The organism is Xanthomonas sp. LF02-5 (assembly GCF_034105325.1).
In the GTDB taxonomy this organism is placed as follows: Bacteria; Pseudomonadota; Gammaproteobacteria; order Xanthomonadales; family Xanthomonadaceae; genus Xanthomonas_A; species Xanthomonas_A sontii.
In genome coordinates this window covers 1-13789 of sequence record NZ_JAXGGF010000009.1, presented here as the reverse complement: position 1 = coordinate 13789, position 13789 = coordinate 1, and the positions used below count along the sequence as shown (strand labels likewise).

General features: G+C 69.2%; 13 protein-coding genes. 10 read left to right on the top strand and 3 right to left on the bottom strand.

The window, feature by feature from the left end:
- Positions 1–69 precede the first annotated feature (69 nt).
- Entirely contained in the window at positions 70–2427 is a 2358-nt protein-coding gene (locus tag SLW52_RS19335; protein WP_017913921.1) for a DNA translocase FtsK, read from the bottom strand.
- Positions 2428–2714: 287 nt separating this feature from the next.
- On the opposite strand from SLW52_RS19335, the gene trxB reads away from it, so the two are divergent.
- The 4 genes from trxB (at position 2715) to infA (ending at position 5993) form a co-directional block, all read left to right on the top strand.
- Complete coding sequence (gene trxB / locus SLW52_RS19330; RefSeq protein ID WP_010341722.1) at positions 2715–3683, top strand: thioredoxin-disulfide reductase; 969 nt, start codon at positions 2715–2717, stop codon at positions 3681–3683.
- Between the two features lie 114 nt (positions 3684–3797).
- Positions 3798–4922: a GNAT family N-acetyltransferase gene (locus SLW52_RS19325; protein WP_267120891.1), complete on the top strand. Its 1125-nt coding sequence runs from the start codon at positions 3798–3800 to the stop codon at positions 4920–4922.
- 22 nt (positions 4923–4944) lie between these two features.
- Complete coding sequence (gene aat / locus SLW52_RS19320) at positions 4945–5682, top strand: leucyl/phenylalanyl-tRNA--protein transferase (RefSeq protein WP_148828693.1); 738 nt, start codon at positions 4945–4947, stop codon at positions 5680–5682.
- Positions 5683–5774: 92 nt separating this feature from the next.
- Positions 5775–5993: a translation initiation factor IF-1 gene (gene infA, locus SLW52_RS19315; protein WP_004425677.1), complete on the top strand. Its 219-nt coding sequence runs from the start codon at positions 5775–5777 to the stop codon at positions 5991–5993.
- Positions 5994–6123: 130 nt separating this feature from the next.
- On the opposite strand, the gene clpA is transcribed toward infA, so the two are convergent.
- Both clpA and clpS read right to left on the bottom strand, forming a co-directional pair.
- A complete protein-coding gene (gene clpA / locus SLW52_RS19310; protein ID WP_043091985.1) occupies positions 6124–8406 on the bottom strand; it encodes an ATP-dependent Clp protease ATP-binding subunit ClpA in 2283 nt (760 codons plus the stop codon).
- Positions 8407–8529: 123 nt separating this feature from the next.
- The gene (gene clpS / locus SLW52_RS19305; RefSeq protein ID WP_010341728.1) at positions 8530–8850 is read right to left on the bottom strand and encodes an ATP-dependent Clp protease adapter ClpS; all 321 of its coding nucleotides are present in this window, start codon (positions 8848–8850) and stop codon (positions 8530–8532) included.
- 76 nt (positions 8851–8926) lie between these two features.
- Here clpS and SLW52_RS19300 point away from each other — a divergent pair, with 76 nt between their 5' ends.
- From SLW52_RS19300 to SLW52_RS19275, 6 genes are all read left to right on the top strand, one after another.
- The gene (locus SLW52_RS19300) at positions 8927–9430 is read left to right on the top strand and encodes a hypothetical protein (protein WP_320741030.1); all 504 of its coding nucleotides are present in this window, start codon (positions 8927–8929) and stop codon (positions 9428–9430) included.
- Entirely contained in the window at positions 9430–9888 is a 459-nt protein-coding gene (locus SLW52_RS19295; protein ID WP_017908262.1) for an NUDIX hydrolase, read from the top strand. The genes SLW52_RS19300 and SLW52_RS19295 overlap by 1 nt, the downstream gene beginning before the upstream one ends.
- Positions 9885–11027, top strand: a complete 1143-nt coding sequence (gene mnmA / locus SLW52_RS19290; RefSeq protein WP_295964458.1) for a tRNA 2-thiouridine(34) synthase MnmA — start codon at positions 9885–9887, stop codon at positions 11025–11027. Before SLW52_RS19295 ends, mnmA begins: the two co-directional genes overlap by 4 nt.
- Positions 11024–11638, top strand: coding sequence for a high frequency lysogenization protein HflD (gene hflD / locus SLW52_RS19285; protein WP_017908264.1), 615 nt, complete (start codon positions 11024–11026; stop codon positions 11636–11638). The genes mnmA and hflD overlap by 4 nt, the downstream gene beginning before the upstream one ends.
- A gap of 161 nt (positions 11639–11799) precedes the next feature.
- The gene (locus SLW52_RS19280; protein WP_017908265.1) at positions 11800–12990 is read left to right on the top strand and encodes a methyl-accepting chemotaxis protein; all 1191 of its coding nucleotides are present in this window, start codon (positions 11800–11802) and stop codon (positions 12988–12990) included.
- Positions 12991–13120: 130 nt separating this feature from the next.
- Entirely contained in the window at positions 13121–13420 is a 300-nt protein-coding gene (locus SLW52_RS19275) for a hypothetical protein (protein WP_150409083.1), read from the top strand.
- The last annotated feature ends 369 nt before the right edge of the window (positions 13421–13789 follow it).

Here is a 13789-nt window from a genome sequence, read left to right as displayed (position 1 = left end):
AGCGCGCGGTGCGCACAGGCCTCCGGTCAGGCAGACGCCGGCCATGGCTGGCGGTCGGCGCGGTGCGCCTCACTTCGGCGGCGGCGGCGCCAGCACGCTGCGGTCGCCGTTGTGTTCGGGCGGGCTGACCACGCCGGCGGCTTCCATCGCCTCGATCAGCCGCGCGGCGCGGTTGTAGCCGATCTTCAGCCGCCGCTGCACGCCGGAGATCGAGGCGCGACGGGTCTCGGTGACGATGCGCAGGGCCTCGTCGTACAGCGGGTCGGATTCGTCGCCGCCACCGCCGCCGGCTTCGGGCAGTCCGGTGGCGCCGATCACGGTGCCGTCGCCCATGGTCTGCACCTCGTCCAGCACGCCCTCGATGTAGTCGGCCGGGCCGCTGGCCTTGAGGTGCTCGACCACCCGGTGCACTTCCTCGTCGCTGACGAAGGCGCCGTGCACGCGGTCCGGCATCGCCGTGCCCGGCGGCAGGTACAGCATGTCGCCATGGCCCAGCAGGGTCTCGGCGCCGGACTGGTCGAGGATGGTGCGCGAGTCGATCTTGGAGCTGACCTGGAAGGCGATGCGGGTCGGGATATTGGCCTTGATCAGACCGGTGATCACGTCCACCGACGGGCGCTGGGTGGCCAGGATCAGGTGGATGCCGGCGGCGCGGGCCTTCTGCGCCAGGCGCGCGATCAGCTCTTCGACCTTCTTGCCGACGATCATCATCATGTCGGCGAATTCGTCGATGAAGATGACGATGAACGGCAGCGTGTCCAACGGCCGCGGCGCCTCGGCCAGGTCCGGGTTGGGCTTGAACAGCGGGTCCATCAGCGGCTGCCCGGCGTCCTGCGCATCCTTGACCTTCTTGTTGAAGCCGGCCAGGTTGCGCACCCCGACCGCGCTCATCAGCTTGTAGCGGCGCTCCATCTCCGCCACACACCAGCGCAGGCCGTTGGCGGCCTCCTTCATGTCGGTGACCACCGGCGCCAGCAGATGCGGGATGCCCTGGTAGACGCTCAGTTCGAGCATCTTCGGGTCGATCATCAGCATCCGCAGGTCCTTGGCCGAGGCCTTGTACAGCAGGCTCAGCACCATGGCGTTGACCGCCACCGACTTGCCCGAGCCGGTGGTGCCGGCGACCAGCAGGTGCGGCATGCGCGCCAGATCGGCCACGGTCGGGCGCCCGGCGATGTCCTTGCCCAGGGCCAGGGTCAGCGGGCTGGCCGACTTGTCGTATTCCTTCGAGCGCAGCAGCTCGCTGAGATAGATCATCTCGCGGCTGACGTTGGGGATCTCCAGGCCGATCACCGACTTGCCCGGGATCACGTCGACCACGCGCACCGACTTCACCGACAGACCGCGGGCGATGTCCTTGTCCAGCGAGCTGATCTGGCTGACCTTGATGCCCGGCGCCGGCTCGATCTCGAAGCGGGTGATGACCGGGCCCGGATAGGCACCGACCACCTGCGCCTCGATGCGGAAGTCCTTGAGCTTGAACTCGATCTGCCGCGACAGGGTCTCCAGGGTCTCCTCGGAATAGCCCTTGGCCTGCGGCTTGGGGTCGTCCAGCAGGGCCAGCGGCGGCACCCCGGACGGGTCGCTGCCGGTACCGTGGAACAGCGGGATCTGCTGCTCGCGCTTGGCGCGCTCGCTCTTCTCCACCACCGGCGCCGGCGGCGGCTCGATCTTGACCGGCTCGCGCTTGGCGCGCTGCACCGCGTCGACCTTGCGCACTTCCTCGCGTTCCTCGCGCATGGCGCGGGTCTGCTGCCATTCGTTGGCCTGCTGGGTGCCGCGCCGGGCCAGCGCCGGCAGGGTCATCACCGCCTTGCCGATGCGCTCCATCACCGCGAACCAGGACAGCCCGGTGGCCAGGGTCACCGACACCAGCAACAGCACCAGCACGAACAGGTTGGCGCCGAGCGCGCCGAAGCCGGCGCCCAGCGAATTGCCGACCAGCTTGCCGAGGATGCCGCCGGCCCCGGCCACGTCGCCGGCGAACAGGCGAAGGTGCAGCAGCCCGGTGGCGGCGATCAGGAAGCCGACGATGCCGACCAGGCGCAGCGCCGGGCCGAGGTCGGCCTCGCCATCGCCGTCCTGGTCCATGCCGAACAGCGCGATCCAGGAGATCGCGCCGATCACCACCGGCAGCAGGAAGGCCACGTAGCCGAACAGCTGCAGCAGCACGTCGGCGATCCAGGCGCCGAACTTGCCGCCCATGTTGTGCACCGGCGCGACCACGCTGCCGGTATGCGACCAGCCCGGATCGGTCGCCGAGTACGTGGCCAGGCTGGCCAGCAAGTACAGCAGCAGCGGCGCGATCGCGATCAGCGCCAGATCGCGCCACAGCTTCTGCCGGCGTGGGTTGGGCGCGGCGCCCTGCTTGCGTGCCGCCGCATTGGCGCCCTGGGTTTTGCCGCGTTCCGGAACCTGCTTCGCCACGCTATGACCAGACCTTAGAAATGCATCGTTAGTGATTGATAATAAACGACTCGCCCTTGCATTTCAGCAGGCGGTACCTGAATCGTCCGGACTTGCGCAGGCCGATGCTGGCAGCGCCCGAACGAGGCGGGCAACGACGCGCGAAACCCGAAGTCTGTCGCCGCGGGCCGCAGCGTTTCCGCCACGCGGCTTGATTCGTTCCAGGCCGGCCGCCACTCTATGCGCCTTCGCCGGAACCCGCGCAATGCCGCGTTTCCGCCGCCATTTCACCCTGTTCGCGAGTATACATGAGCCCCTCTGCCGCCAATTCCGCCAAGCATTCCCGCCTGCTGATCCTGGGTTCCGGCCCGGCCGGCTGGACCGCCGCGGTCTACGCCGCGCGCGCCAATCTCAAGCCGGTGGTGATCACCGGCCTGCAGCAGGGCGGCCAGCTGATGACCACCACCGAGGTCGACAACTGGCCGGGCGATCCCCATGGCCTGATGGGCCCGGACCTGATGGCGCGCATGCAGGCGCATGCCGAGCGCTTCGAGACCGAGGTGATCTTCGACCACATCCACACCGCCGACCTGTCGCAGCGCCCGTTCCGGCTCAGCGGCGACAGCGGCGACTACACCTGCGACGCGTTGATCATCGCCACCGGCGCCACCGCCAAGTACCTGGGCATTCCCTCGGAAGAGGCGTTCAAGGGCCGCGGCGTGTCCGCCTGCGCCACCTGCGACGGCTTCTTCTACAAGGACCAGGATGTGGTCGTGGTCGGCGGCGGCAACACCGCCGTGGAAGAGGCGCTGTACCTGTCCAACATCGCCCGCAAGGTCTATCTGGTGCACCGCCGCGACACCCTGCGCGCGGAAAAGATCATGCAGGACAAGCTGTTCGCCAAGGTCGCCGCCGGCAAGATCGAGACCGTCTGGCATCACCAGGTGGACGAGGTGCTGGGCAACGAGGCCGGCGTCACCGGCGTGCGCGTCAAGTCGGTGCAGGACGGCAGCACCCGCGACCTGGAGGCGCACGGCTTCTTCGTCGCCATCGGCCATCACCCGAACACCCAGCTGTTCGACGGCCAACTGGCGATGCACAACGGCTACCTGGAGATCCGCTCCGGTCTGGGCGGCGCCGCCACCGAGACCTCGGTGCCGGGCGTGTTCGCCGCTGGCGACGTCGCCGACCAGCACTACCGCCAGGCGATCACCTCGGCCGGCTTCGGCTGCATGGCCGCGCTGGACGCCGAGCGCTATCTGGACAAGGGTGCCTGAGTCCGCGCACGCCTTGAACTGCCGGCGTCAGGCCGGCAGCGGCCGTGCGCCCGCGCGCGCGGCCGATGACGCCGGCGGCCGCTGCGCCGCCTTCCACCGCGAGCAGCGCCGGCGATGAGCCGGATCCGCTGGCTGCACCAGCTCGATACGGTCGCCGCCGCCGACTGGGACGCCCTGCACGACGGTCGCAACCCCTTCGTCGCCCACGCCTTCCTGGCCGGCCTGGAACAGCACGGCTGCCTGCGCCCGGACTGGGGCTGGAGCCCGCTGCATCTCACCGTGTGGGACGGCGAGACGCTGGTCGCGGCGGCGCCCGGCTACGTCAAAAGCAACTCGCACGGCGAATTCGTGTTCGACCATGCCTGGGCGCATGCCTATGCGCGCTACGGCCAGGACTACTTCCCAAAGTGGCTGTGCGCGGTGCCCTACTCGCCGGTGACCGGGCCGCGGCTGCTCGCCCGCGACCTGGCGGCGCAGCAGGACCTGCTCGCGGCCATGCAGGCGCTGACCGAGCGCACCGGCCTGTCCTCGGCCCACGTCAATTTCCACCGCGCCGACGAGGACGCCGCATTCGGCGCCGACTGGCTGGAACGCAACGACGTGCAGTACCAGTGGCACAACGACGCCGGGTGGACCGGCTTCGACGATTACCTGGGCGCGATGGACCACAAGCACCGCAAGAACATCCGCCAGGAGCGGGCCAAGGTGCAGCGCGCCGGCATCGGCTTCCGCGTGCTGCACGGCGACGAGGCCAGCGCCGCCGACCTGCAGGCGATGTACGGCTTCTATCTGCGCACCTTCGACGACTACGGCAATTCGCCGGCGTTGACCCTGGACTTCTTCTCGCATCTTGCGCGCACGATGCCGCGCAACCTCTTGATCTTCCTCGCCATCCATGACGGCACGCCGGTGGCCGGTGCGTTCTGCCTGCGCGGCGGCGACACCTTGTACGGCCGCTATTGGGGCGGCGAGCCTCTGCCCGGCCTGCACTTCGAGACCTGCTACTACCAGGGCATCGAGTACTGCCTGCGCGAGGGCCTGACCCGCTTCGAGCCGGGCGCGCAGGGCCAGCACAAGATCGCCCGCGGCTTCCTGCCGCGGCTGGTACGCAGCCGCCACTGGATCGCCGACCCGGGCTTCCGCGTGCCGTTGGCCGAGTGGTGCGCGCAGGAGCGCGCCGAGGTGCGCCAGCACGCGGCGGCGCTGCAGCGCCACTCGCCGTTCCGCCACGACGCCTGAGGCATCGGCTACGCTGCCGGCGATGCGTCGTCTCCCTGTCCTGCTCGCGGCCGATCCCGCCGCCCCGTTCCCGCCGCCGTCCAGCGCCCTGCGCGAGCCGGACGGCCTGCTCGCGGTCGGCGGCGACCTGTCGCCGACGCGCCTGCTCGCGGCCTACGCCCAGGGCATCTTCCCCTGGTACTCCGACGGCGAGCCGATCCTGTGGTGGAGTCCGGACCCGCGCACCGTGTTCCGCAGCGACGGCGTACGCCTGTCCTCGCGCTTCCGGCGCAGCCTGCGCCACTGTCCGTGGACCGTGCGCGCCGACACCGCCTTCGCCCAGGTCATCGATGCCTGTGCGCAACTCCCCCGCCGCGGCCAGGACGGCACCTGGATCACCGCGCCGATGCGCGACGCCTATCTGGCCCTGCACCAGGCCGGCCACGCACATTCGGTGGAAGTGTTCGACGGCGACGAGCTGGTCGGCGGCATCTATGGGGTGGCGCGCGGGCGCATGTTCTTCGGCGAGAGCATGTTCAGTGCGCGCAGCGGCGGCTCCAAGGTCGCGCTGGCGGCACTGGCGCGGCGCCTGCACGGCTGGGGCTGGCCGCTGATCGACGCGCAGGTGGAGAACGACCACCTGCTCAGCCTGGGCGCCGAGCGCTGGCCGCGTGCGCGGTTCCTGGACACCATCGCGCCGCTGGTGGCGGCGACTGCCGAGACCGCGCCGTGGACGCTACGCTTCGGCACCCTGGCGGCCGCGGAACTGGCCCAGGGCTGAGCGGGATTAACGCAAACTTTGCATGGCGCGGCCCAGGCGAGTAAAATCCTCGCTCTTCAGGCCTTTGGCCGTTCCGAATCGCACAGGATTACATGTCGAAAGACGACTCCATCGAATTCGAAGGCACCGTCAGCGAGACGTTGCCCAATACCACGTTCCGGGTCAAGCTGGAAAACGGGCACGAAATCATCGCCCACATCTCCGGCCGCATGCGCAAGAACTACATCCGCATCCTGACCGGCGACCGGGTGAAGGTCGAAATGACCCCGTACGACCTGACCAAGGGTCGCATCACCTACCGCATGAAGTAATCCGCCCCGGGCGGACATGAAGAAGGCGGCCACTGGCCGCCTTTCGCGTCTGCAACGATGGAACGACGGTGACCTCGCCAGGCGGCTGCAGCCTCTGCAGCCGCCTTTCGTCGTGCCTGTCGGCCCGGCCTCAGTCCACCGTGGCCGGCAGCAGGCGCTCCGGCTCGGCCTGGGTCTCCACCACCAGCTCGCCGTCGCGCACGTCGATGGTGACGCGGCCGCCGTTGACCAGCTTGCCGAACAGCAGTTCGTCGGCCAGCGGACGCTTGACCTTGTCCTGGATCACCCGCGCCATCGGCCGCGCGCCCATCAGCGGATCGAAGCCGTGCTGGGCCAGCCAGTCGCGCGCGGTCGGGGTCGCCGACAGCGACACGTGCTTCTCCTGCAGCAGCATCTCCAGTTCGATCACGAACTTGTCGACCACGCGCAGGATGTGGCTGAAGGCCAGCGGCTGGAACTGCACCACCGCGTCCAGGCGGTTGCGGAACTCCGGGGTGAAGCTGCGGCGGATGATCTCCATCGCATCGGTGGAATGGTCCTGCTGGGTGAAACCGATCGAGCGCCGCGAGGCCTGGGTGGCACCGGCATTGGTGGTCATCACCAGGATCACGTTCTTGAAGTTCGCCTCGCGCCCGTTGGTGTCGGTGAGCACGCCGCGGTCCATGACCTGCAACAGGATGTTGAAGATGTCCGGGTGCGCCTTCTCCACCTCGTCCAGCAGCAGCACGCAGTGCGGGGTCTTGACGATCTTCTCGGTCAGCAGGCCGCCCTGGTCGAAGCCGACGTATCCCGGGGGCGCACCGATCAGGCGGCTGATCGAATGCGGCTCCATGTACTCGGACATGTCGAAGCGCACCAGCTCGATGCCCAGTTGCAGCGCCAGCTGCTTGGTGACCTCGGTCTTGCCCACGCCGGTGGGGCCGGCGAACAGGAAGTTGCCGATCGGCTTTTCCGGATTGGCCAGGCCCGAGCGCGCCAGCTTGATCGACGAGGCCAGCGTCTCGATCGCCGGATCCTGGCCGAAGATCACCATCTTCAGGTTGCGCTCCAGGTGCTGCAGCACGTCCTTGTCGGTGGCGCTGACCTGCTTGGCCGGGATCCGCGCCATCTTGGCGACGATGGTCTCGATCTCCTCGATGTCGATCAGCTCCTTGCGCTGGCCTTCCGGCAGCAGCCGCTGGCGCGCGCCGGCCTCGTCGATCACGTCGATCGCCTTGTCCGGCAGCAACCGGTCGCCGATGTGCTTGACCGACAGGTCCACCGCCGCCTGCAACGCATCGTCGGCGTAGGTCACGCCGTGGTGCGCCTCGTACTTGGGCTTGAGGCCCTGCAGGATCTCGAAGGTCTCGCCCACGGTCGGCTCGACGATGTCGATCTTCTGGAAACGCCGCGCCAGGGCGCGGTCCTTCTCGAAGATGCCGCGATACTCCTGGAACGTGGTTGAGCCGATGCAGCGCAGCTCGCCCGAGGACAGCGCCGGCTTGATCAGGTTGGAGGCGTCCATGGTGCCGCCGGAGGCGGAACCGGCGCCGATGATGGTGTGGATCTCGTCGATGAACAGCACCGCGTTGGGCACCTTCTTCAGCGAGGTCAGCACGCCCTTCAGGCGCTTCTCGAAGTCGCCGCGGTACTTGGTGCCGGCGACCAGCGCGCCCAGGTCGAGCGAGAAGATCACCGCGTCGGCCAGCACCTCAGGCACCGTGCCCTCGACGATGCGCTTGGCCAGGCCCTCGGCGATGGCGGTCTTGCCGACACCGGCCTCGCCCACGTACAGCGGGTTGTTCTTGCGGCGGCGGCACAGCACCTGGATGGTGCGCTCGATCTCGTCGGCGCGGCCCACCAGCGGGTCGATGCGGCCGTTGCGGGCCTGCTCGTTCAGATTGGTGGCGTACTCGGCCAGTGCGTCGCCCTTGGGCTCGCCCTCGCCCGCCTCGCCCTTGGGCTCGCCGTCGGACGGCGCGGCGTGCTCGCCGTCCTCGCCCATCTTGGCGATGCCATGGGACAGGTAGTTGACGATGTCCAGACGGGTGATGTCCTGCTGGTTCAGGAAGTACACCGCGTGCGAGTCCTTCTCGCCGAAGATCGCCACCAGTACGTTGGCGCCGCTGACTTCCTTTTTGCCCGAGGACTGCACGTGGTAGACGGCCCGCTGCAGCACCCGCTGGAAGCCCAGGGTGGGCTGGGTGTCGCGGCCATCGTCGTCGGCCAGGCGCGCCACCGAGGCTTCGATGGCCTGTTCCAGGTCGCCGCGCAGGCGGTCGACGTCGGCGCCGCAGGCCTTGAGCACGGCCTGGGCGGAGGGATTGTCGAGCAATGCCAACAGCAGGTGCTCCACCGTCATGAACTCATGACGGGCTTCCCGGGCGCGCTTGTAGCACTGGCCGATGGTCTGCTCGAGATCTTTGCTGAACATGGTGTACTCCGACGTCTGTTGCCGACAATATGTGGCTTGAGTTGCGAATTTCCACAACCCTATCGGATCAGTGTGTTCACACCGCGTTAGTCCGGGCAAACCGGTGACCGACGCCTCCCACTATCAGGCTTTTTCCATCGTGCACAACAGGGGATGCTGGTTCATCCGCGAGAACTCGTTCACCTGAGCCACCTTGGATTCAGCCACCTCGCGGGTATAGACCCCGCACACCCCGCGGCCGCGGGTATGCACGTGCAGCATCACCTGGGTGGCGCGCTCCAGGTCCAGGGAGAAGAACTGCTGCAGCACGGTCACCACGAAGTCCATCGGGGTGTAGTCGTCGTTCAGCAGCAGCACCTGATACATGGGCGGGCGGGCGACTTCCGGCTTGCCGGTCTCCACCATGACGCCATGATCGTGCTCGGGGGAATTCTTGCGGGGCATCCGCACATTATATACGGGGGTCGCCGGCCAGGATTGGACGATCGCCGGCCCTGCCCGCACAATTCCCCTCCTTTCGATGGCGCTCCGCATGCATTCGACGATGTTCCTCAAGCTTCCGCTGCTCGCCGCGCTGCTCGCCGCCGCCCTGCCGGCCGCCGCCGAGACGCCGGATGCGGCGCTGGGCAAGCGCCTGCAGGCGCTGGGCTACGACGTACAGGCGGACGAGGACGGCGACTACCAGGTGCTGTTCGGCCTGCGCGACCACGGGCAGGAGCGCAAGCAGCTCACCTATGTGCGCTCGCCGGTTGAGACCTTCGGCAGCTACCGCATCCGCGAGGTGTGGTCGCCGGCCTACCAGGCGCAGGGCGACAGCCTGCCCGCCAAGGTCGCCAACCGGCTGCTGGAGGATGCGCAGTCGGACATCCTCGGCGGCTGGGTGCGCCAGGGCGGCACCGCGGTGTTCGTGGTCAAGATCCCCGCCGATGCCGACGATGCGGCGCTGCGCGAAGCACTGGAGGCGGCCGCGCGTGGCGCCGACGCGATGGACGCCGAACTGAACGGCGGCAAGGATCTGTTCTGATGACGGCGGCCGCGGAACCCTGGCAGCCGGACGTGACCGTGGCCACGGTGGTGGTGCGCGACGGACGCCTGCTGCAGGTCGAGGAAGCCATCGCCGGTGCGCTGGTGTTGAACCAGCCGGCCGGCCACCTGGAGCCGGACGAGAGCCTGATCGAGGCCGCGGTGCGCGAGACGCTGGAGGAAACCGGCTGGCAGGTGCAGCCGACCGCGTTCATCGGCGCCTACCAGTGGAAGGCCGACACCGGCCGCCACTACCTGCGCTTCGCCTTCGCCGCCGATCCGGTCGCGCACGATGCGCAGCGGCCGCTGGACACCGGCATCGTGCGCGCGCTGTGGATGACCCCGGCCGAACTGGAGGCCGAAGCGCCGCGCTGGCGCAGCCCGCTGGTGTGGCAGGTGGTGGCCGACTACCTGGCCGGGCGCCGCTACCCGCTGGATCTGCTGCGGCAGGTGGCATGAGCGGTGCAGCGGTCATGGTCGGGGTCTCCGGCGGCGTGGATTCGTCGGTGGCGGCCTGGCAGCTGGTCCAGCAGGGCGCGGCGGTGTCCGGCCTGTTCATGCAGAACTGGGCCGACGACGGCAGCGGCGACTGCCGCGCCGACGACGACCGCCGCGATGCGGTGGCGGTGTGCGGGCGACTGGGCATCCCCTTCCATTTCCGCGACTTTTCGCAGGAGTACTGGCAAGGCGTGTTCGCGCACTTCCTGGCCGAATATGCCGCCGGGCGCACGCCCAACCCGGACGTGCTGTGCAACCGCGAGGTCAAGTTCAAGCATTTCCTGGACGCGGCGCGCGAGCTCGGCGCCGAGCGCATCGCCACCGGCCACTACGCGCGGGTGGACAGCCTCGGTGGTCGCTGGCGGCTGCTGCGCGGGCTGGACCGCAACAAGGACCAGAGCTACTTCCTGCACCAGCTGGGCCAGGCGCAACTGGCCGCGACCCTGTTCCCGGTCGGCGAACTGCCCAAGGAACAGGTGCGCCGCATCGCCCGCGAAGCCGGCCTGCCGACCCACGCCAAGAAGGATTCCACCGGCATCTGCTTCATCGGCGAACGCGATTTCCGCGAATTCCTCGGCCGCTACCTGCCGGCGCGGCGCGGCGAGATCCGCGACCCGCACGAGCAGGTCGTGGCCGAGCATCCGGGGGTGTTCTACTTCACCTTGGGCCAGCGCGAGGGCCTGAACATCGGCGGGGTGCGCGGCCGCGCCGCGGCGCCGTGGTACGTGGTCGGCAAGGATGTCTCCCGCAACGTGCTGTACGTCGACCAGGACCGCGACAGTCCCTACCTGATGGCCAACGGGCTGCAGTCCGAGGCCGCCCACTGGATCGCCGGTGCACCGCCGGCACGGCGCTTCGAGTGCACCGCGCAGACCCGCTATCGCCAGGCCGACGAGCCCTGCACGGTCGAGGTCGGCGACGACGGCACCCTGTCGGTCCGCTTCGCGCGCCCGCAGCGCGCCGTCACCCCCGGGCAGTCGCTGGTGCTGTACCTAGGCGAGGAATGCCTGGGCGGCGCCGTGATCGCCACCACCGATGCCCCGCTGGAGCGCCGCCTGGCGCAGCAGGCCCCCGCCGTACACGAGGACCCCATTCGATGACCGATTCCATGGACGCGCGCATGCTGGCGCTGGCGGGCATGGCCCAGGCCCTGCAGCAGGTGCGGCGCATCGCCGAGACCGGCCAGTCCGAGGCGTCGCTGGTGCGTACCCTGCTCGACAGCGTGTTCCGCATCGACGCGCCCAGCCCCGAAGCGGTCTATGGCCGCCGCGCCGACCTGGCGCCGGGCCTGCGCCTGCTGCACAACTACTTCCGCAACCAGGGCCAGGACGAGGTGCTGCCGCGGCTGGCGCTGGCGGTGATCCAGCTGGAACGGCGCTTCGCCGGCGATGCCGAGACCGACGCCAAGGTCGATGCCGGCCTGGCCCGGATCGCGCCGCTGCTGGAGCGCCATGCCGACAGCACCCACCCCGAGGTGATCGCGGCGTTGGGCCAGCTCTACGCCGACACCATCAGCCACCTGCGCCCGCGGGTGATGGTGCAGGGCAACCCGCATTACCTGGGTCAGGCCGGGGTGGTGGCGGAGATCCGCGCACTGCTGCTGGCGGCGGTGCGTTCGGCGGTGCTGTGGCGGCAGATGGGCGGCAGCCTGTGGGATTTCCTGCTGGCCAAGCGGCGCATGCGCGAGACCGTGGACCGCGCCTTGCGCTGAGTCCCCGGGGTGCCGGCGCCGGGCCGGCAGCGCGCCGCCCGCGGTGGTTCTGCGACGCGGATCGTACGAATGTCGGCAGGTTTCGATGATCCGCGCACCACGTTGCTAAAGACCCGGGGGGGGCGGCCGATACAGCAATCGTGAATCTGCCGAGAACTTCCATGTACTCACGCCTCCTGATCCGTCTGGCCGCCCCGCTCGCCCTGACGCTGCTGTTCCCCATCGCCGCCGGCTTCGATTGGCCGGCCCCGGTCCGTTGGGCCATCCTCACCACCATGACGCTGAGCTGGCTCGGTTTCGCCGGCTGGACCGCGTACAGCCAGAGCCGGCGCTCGCCGGAGCAGGCCAAGGTCATGCGCGAGCAGGACCACCTGCTGACCGAGCTGCGCAGCTTCGTCGGCAACGAGATCGAGGGCTCGCGCTCGGAGATCGAACGTGCCCGCGAACTGATCCGCCAGGCGGTCAGCGGCCTGGGTGGCAGCTTCGAGGCGATGAACCGCAAGTCGCGGCAGCAGAGCGTGGCGCTTGCCCGCATCGTCGACCGCGCCGGCGAAGACGGCGGCGCCGGGGTGGACGTGGCCCGCTTCGCCCAGCATGCCAGCCAGCGCATGGAGCAGTTGGTGGAGGCGCTGGAGCAGGTCAGCGGCCAGAGCAGCACCACGGTGCACTACATCGACGACATGTCCCAGCACCTGGACGGCATCTTCGCCCTGCTGGAGGACGTCAAGTCGATCGCCGACCAGACCAATCTGCTGGCGCTGAACGCGGCGATCGAAGCGGCGCGCGCCGGCGAGGCGGGCCGCGGCTTCGCGGTGGTGGCCGACGAGGTGCGCAACCTCTCCGAGCGTTCGACCACCTTCAACGAGCAGATCCGCAAGCTGGCGCACAGCTCCAAGGACGCCATCGCCAAGGTCCGCGAGACGGTCTCGAACATGGCCTCCCGCGACATGGACCGCTCCCGCGAGGCGCGGGCCGAGGCCGCGGCGATGCTGGACAACGTGGCCGCGATCAACCACTCGCTGGGCGACGGCATGCGTGAGATCTCCGAGTGCGGCCGCGCCATCGACAGCAGCGTCGCCGAAGCGGTGCGCGCCCTGCAGTTCGAGGACATCGCCACCCAGGCCCTGGGCGGCGTGCACACCCACCTGGACCGCCTGACCGCGATCAACCGCGAGGCCGTGGCGCTGCAGGAACTGCTGCACCGCAATGGCGGCGTGTTCGACCACGAACTGCTCGACGCCCTGCAGCGGGTCGGCAACCGCCTGCGCGACATGCGCACCGAGTGGGAGCGTCCGCCGCACAAGCCGGTGGCGCAGCAGAGCATGGGTGCCGGCACGGTCGAGTTGTTCTAAGTCCGCCTTGTCGCGCTCCGCGCCATGAACCGACGAGTCCCCGGCCCCTGCCGGGGCTTGTCGTCTCTGCCCTTCCCGTCCGGCCCCGTCGATGTCGATGCATCTCCAGTCCCTGTCCCGAGTTGCGGCCATGTCCTGCGATGACAGCAGCAGCGCGCACGTGCCTGCGTCCGAGCCGGTGGCCGCATCCGGCATCCGGCCGGTGACCGCACCGCGCCAGCCCGGCCACGCCCTGCGACGGCTGGAAACGCTGGCCCAGGCCGAACTGCGGCAGTTGCTGATCGCACGCGCACCGGCGCAGCAGGACGCGCGCATCGCCGACCCGGTCTGGGCCGGCCTGGCCTGGGACATGGGCCTCAACGGCAGCGCGGTCGCCGCTGCCGGCACGCCGGCGCCGCTGGTGCACTTTCCGCTGTACGACGGCGATTGAGTCGATCGCGGCGGTTGCGTTGGCATCGCGCGGTGCCTGATGTGGCAGCGCGTTCGGGGCGCCGCGCTAGAGAGTCACCCGGCCCCATCTCTCGATTTCGCTTGCTGCAGGAGGCCGGGCAGCCCGTGCATTCTTCGCGGCTGCAGGAGCGGCTTCAGCCGCCAAAGGCGGTACCGGGAATGCTCCTGTCGCGGCTGAAGCCGCTCTTGCGAGGCGACGGCTGGTTTCACTGAACCACGGCAACAAGCAGCGATGCGCGATGCCATTCGGTCGCGAAACGCGAGCGACACGTGCCTGGCCGGCCGCCTGCAGTCGGGACTGAAGTCCCTCCCACAACGCCCCCGATCAGATCGCGACATCGTTGCTGCA

What these genes read in the sequence shown, in the direction of transcription:
- mnmA (WP_295964458.1), top strand. Translation starts at nt 9,885, where the DNA reads ATGAGCGGTGCAGCGGTCATGGTCGGGGTCTCCGGCGGCGTGGATTCG.
- SLW52_RS19280 (WP_017908265.1), top strand. Translation starts at nt 11,800, where the DNA reads ATGTACTCACGCCTCCTGATCCGTCTGGCCGCCCCGCTCGCCCTGACG.
- trxB (WP_010341722.1), top strand. Translation starts at nt 2,715, where the DNA reads ATGAGCCCCTCTGCCGCCAATTCCGCCAAGCATTCCCGCCTGCTGATC.
- SLW52_RS19295 (WP_017908262.1), top strand. Translation starts at nt 9,430, where the DNA reads ATGACGGCGGCCGCGGAACCCTGGCAGCCGGACGTGACCGTGGCCACG.
- clpA (WP_043091985.1), bottom strand. Translation starts at nt 8,406, where the DNA reads ATGTTCAGCAAAGATCTCGAGCAGACCATCGGCCAGTGCTACAAGCGC.
- infA (WP_004425677.1), top strand. Translation starts at nt 5,775, where the DNA reads ATGTCGAAAGACGACTCCATCGAATTCGAAGGCACCGTCAGCGAGACG.
- aat (WP_148828693.1), top strand. Translation starts at nt 4,945, where the DNA reads ATGCGTCGTCTCCCTGTCCTGCTCGCGGCCGATCCCGCCGCCCCGTTC.
- SLW52_RS19275 (WP_150409083.1), top strand. Translation starts at nt 13,121, where the DNA reads ATGTCCTGCGATGACAGCAGCAGCGCGCACGTGCCTGCGTCCGAGCCG.
- SLW52_RS19325 (WP_267120891.1), top strand. Translation starts at nt 3,798, where the DNA reads ATGAGCCGGATCCGCTGGCTGCACCAGCTCGATACGGTCGCCGCCGCC.
- hflD (WP_017908264.1), top strand. Translation starts at nt 11,024, where the DNA reads ATGACCGATTCCATGGACGCGCGCATGCTGGCGCTGGCGGGCATGGCC.
- clpS (WP_010341728.1), bottom strand. Translation starts at nt 8,850, where the DNA reads ATGCCCCGCAAGAATTCCCCCGAGCACGATCATGGCGTCATGGTGGAG.
- SLW52_RS19300 (WP_320741030.1), top strand. Translation starts at nt 8,927, where the DNA reads ATGGCGCTCCGCATGCATTCGACGATGTTCCTCAAGCTTCCGCTGCTC.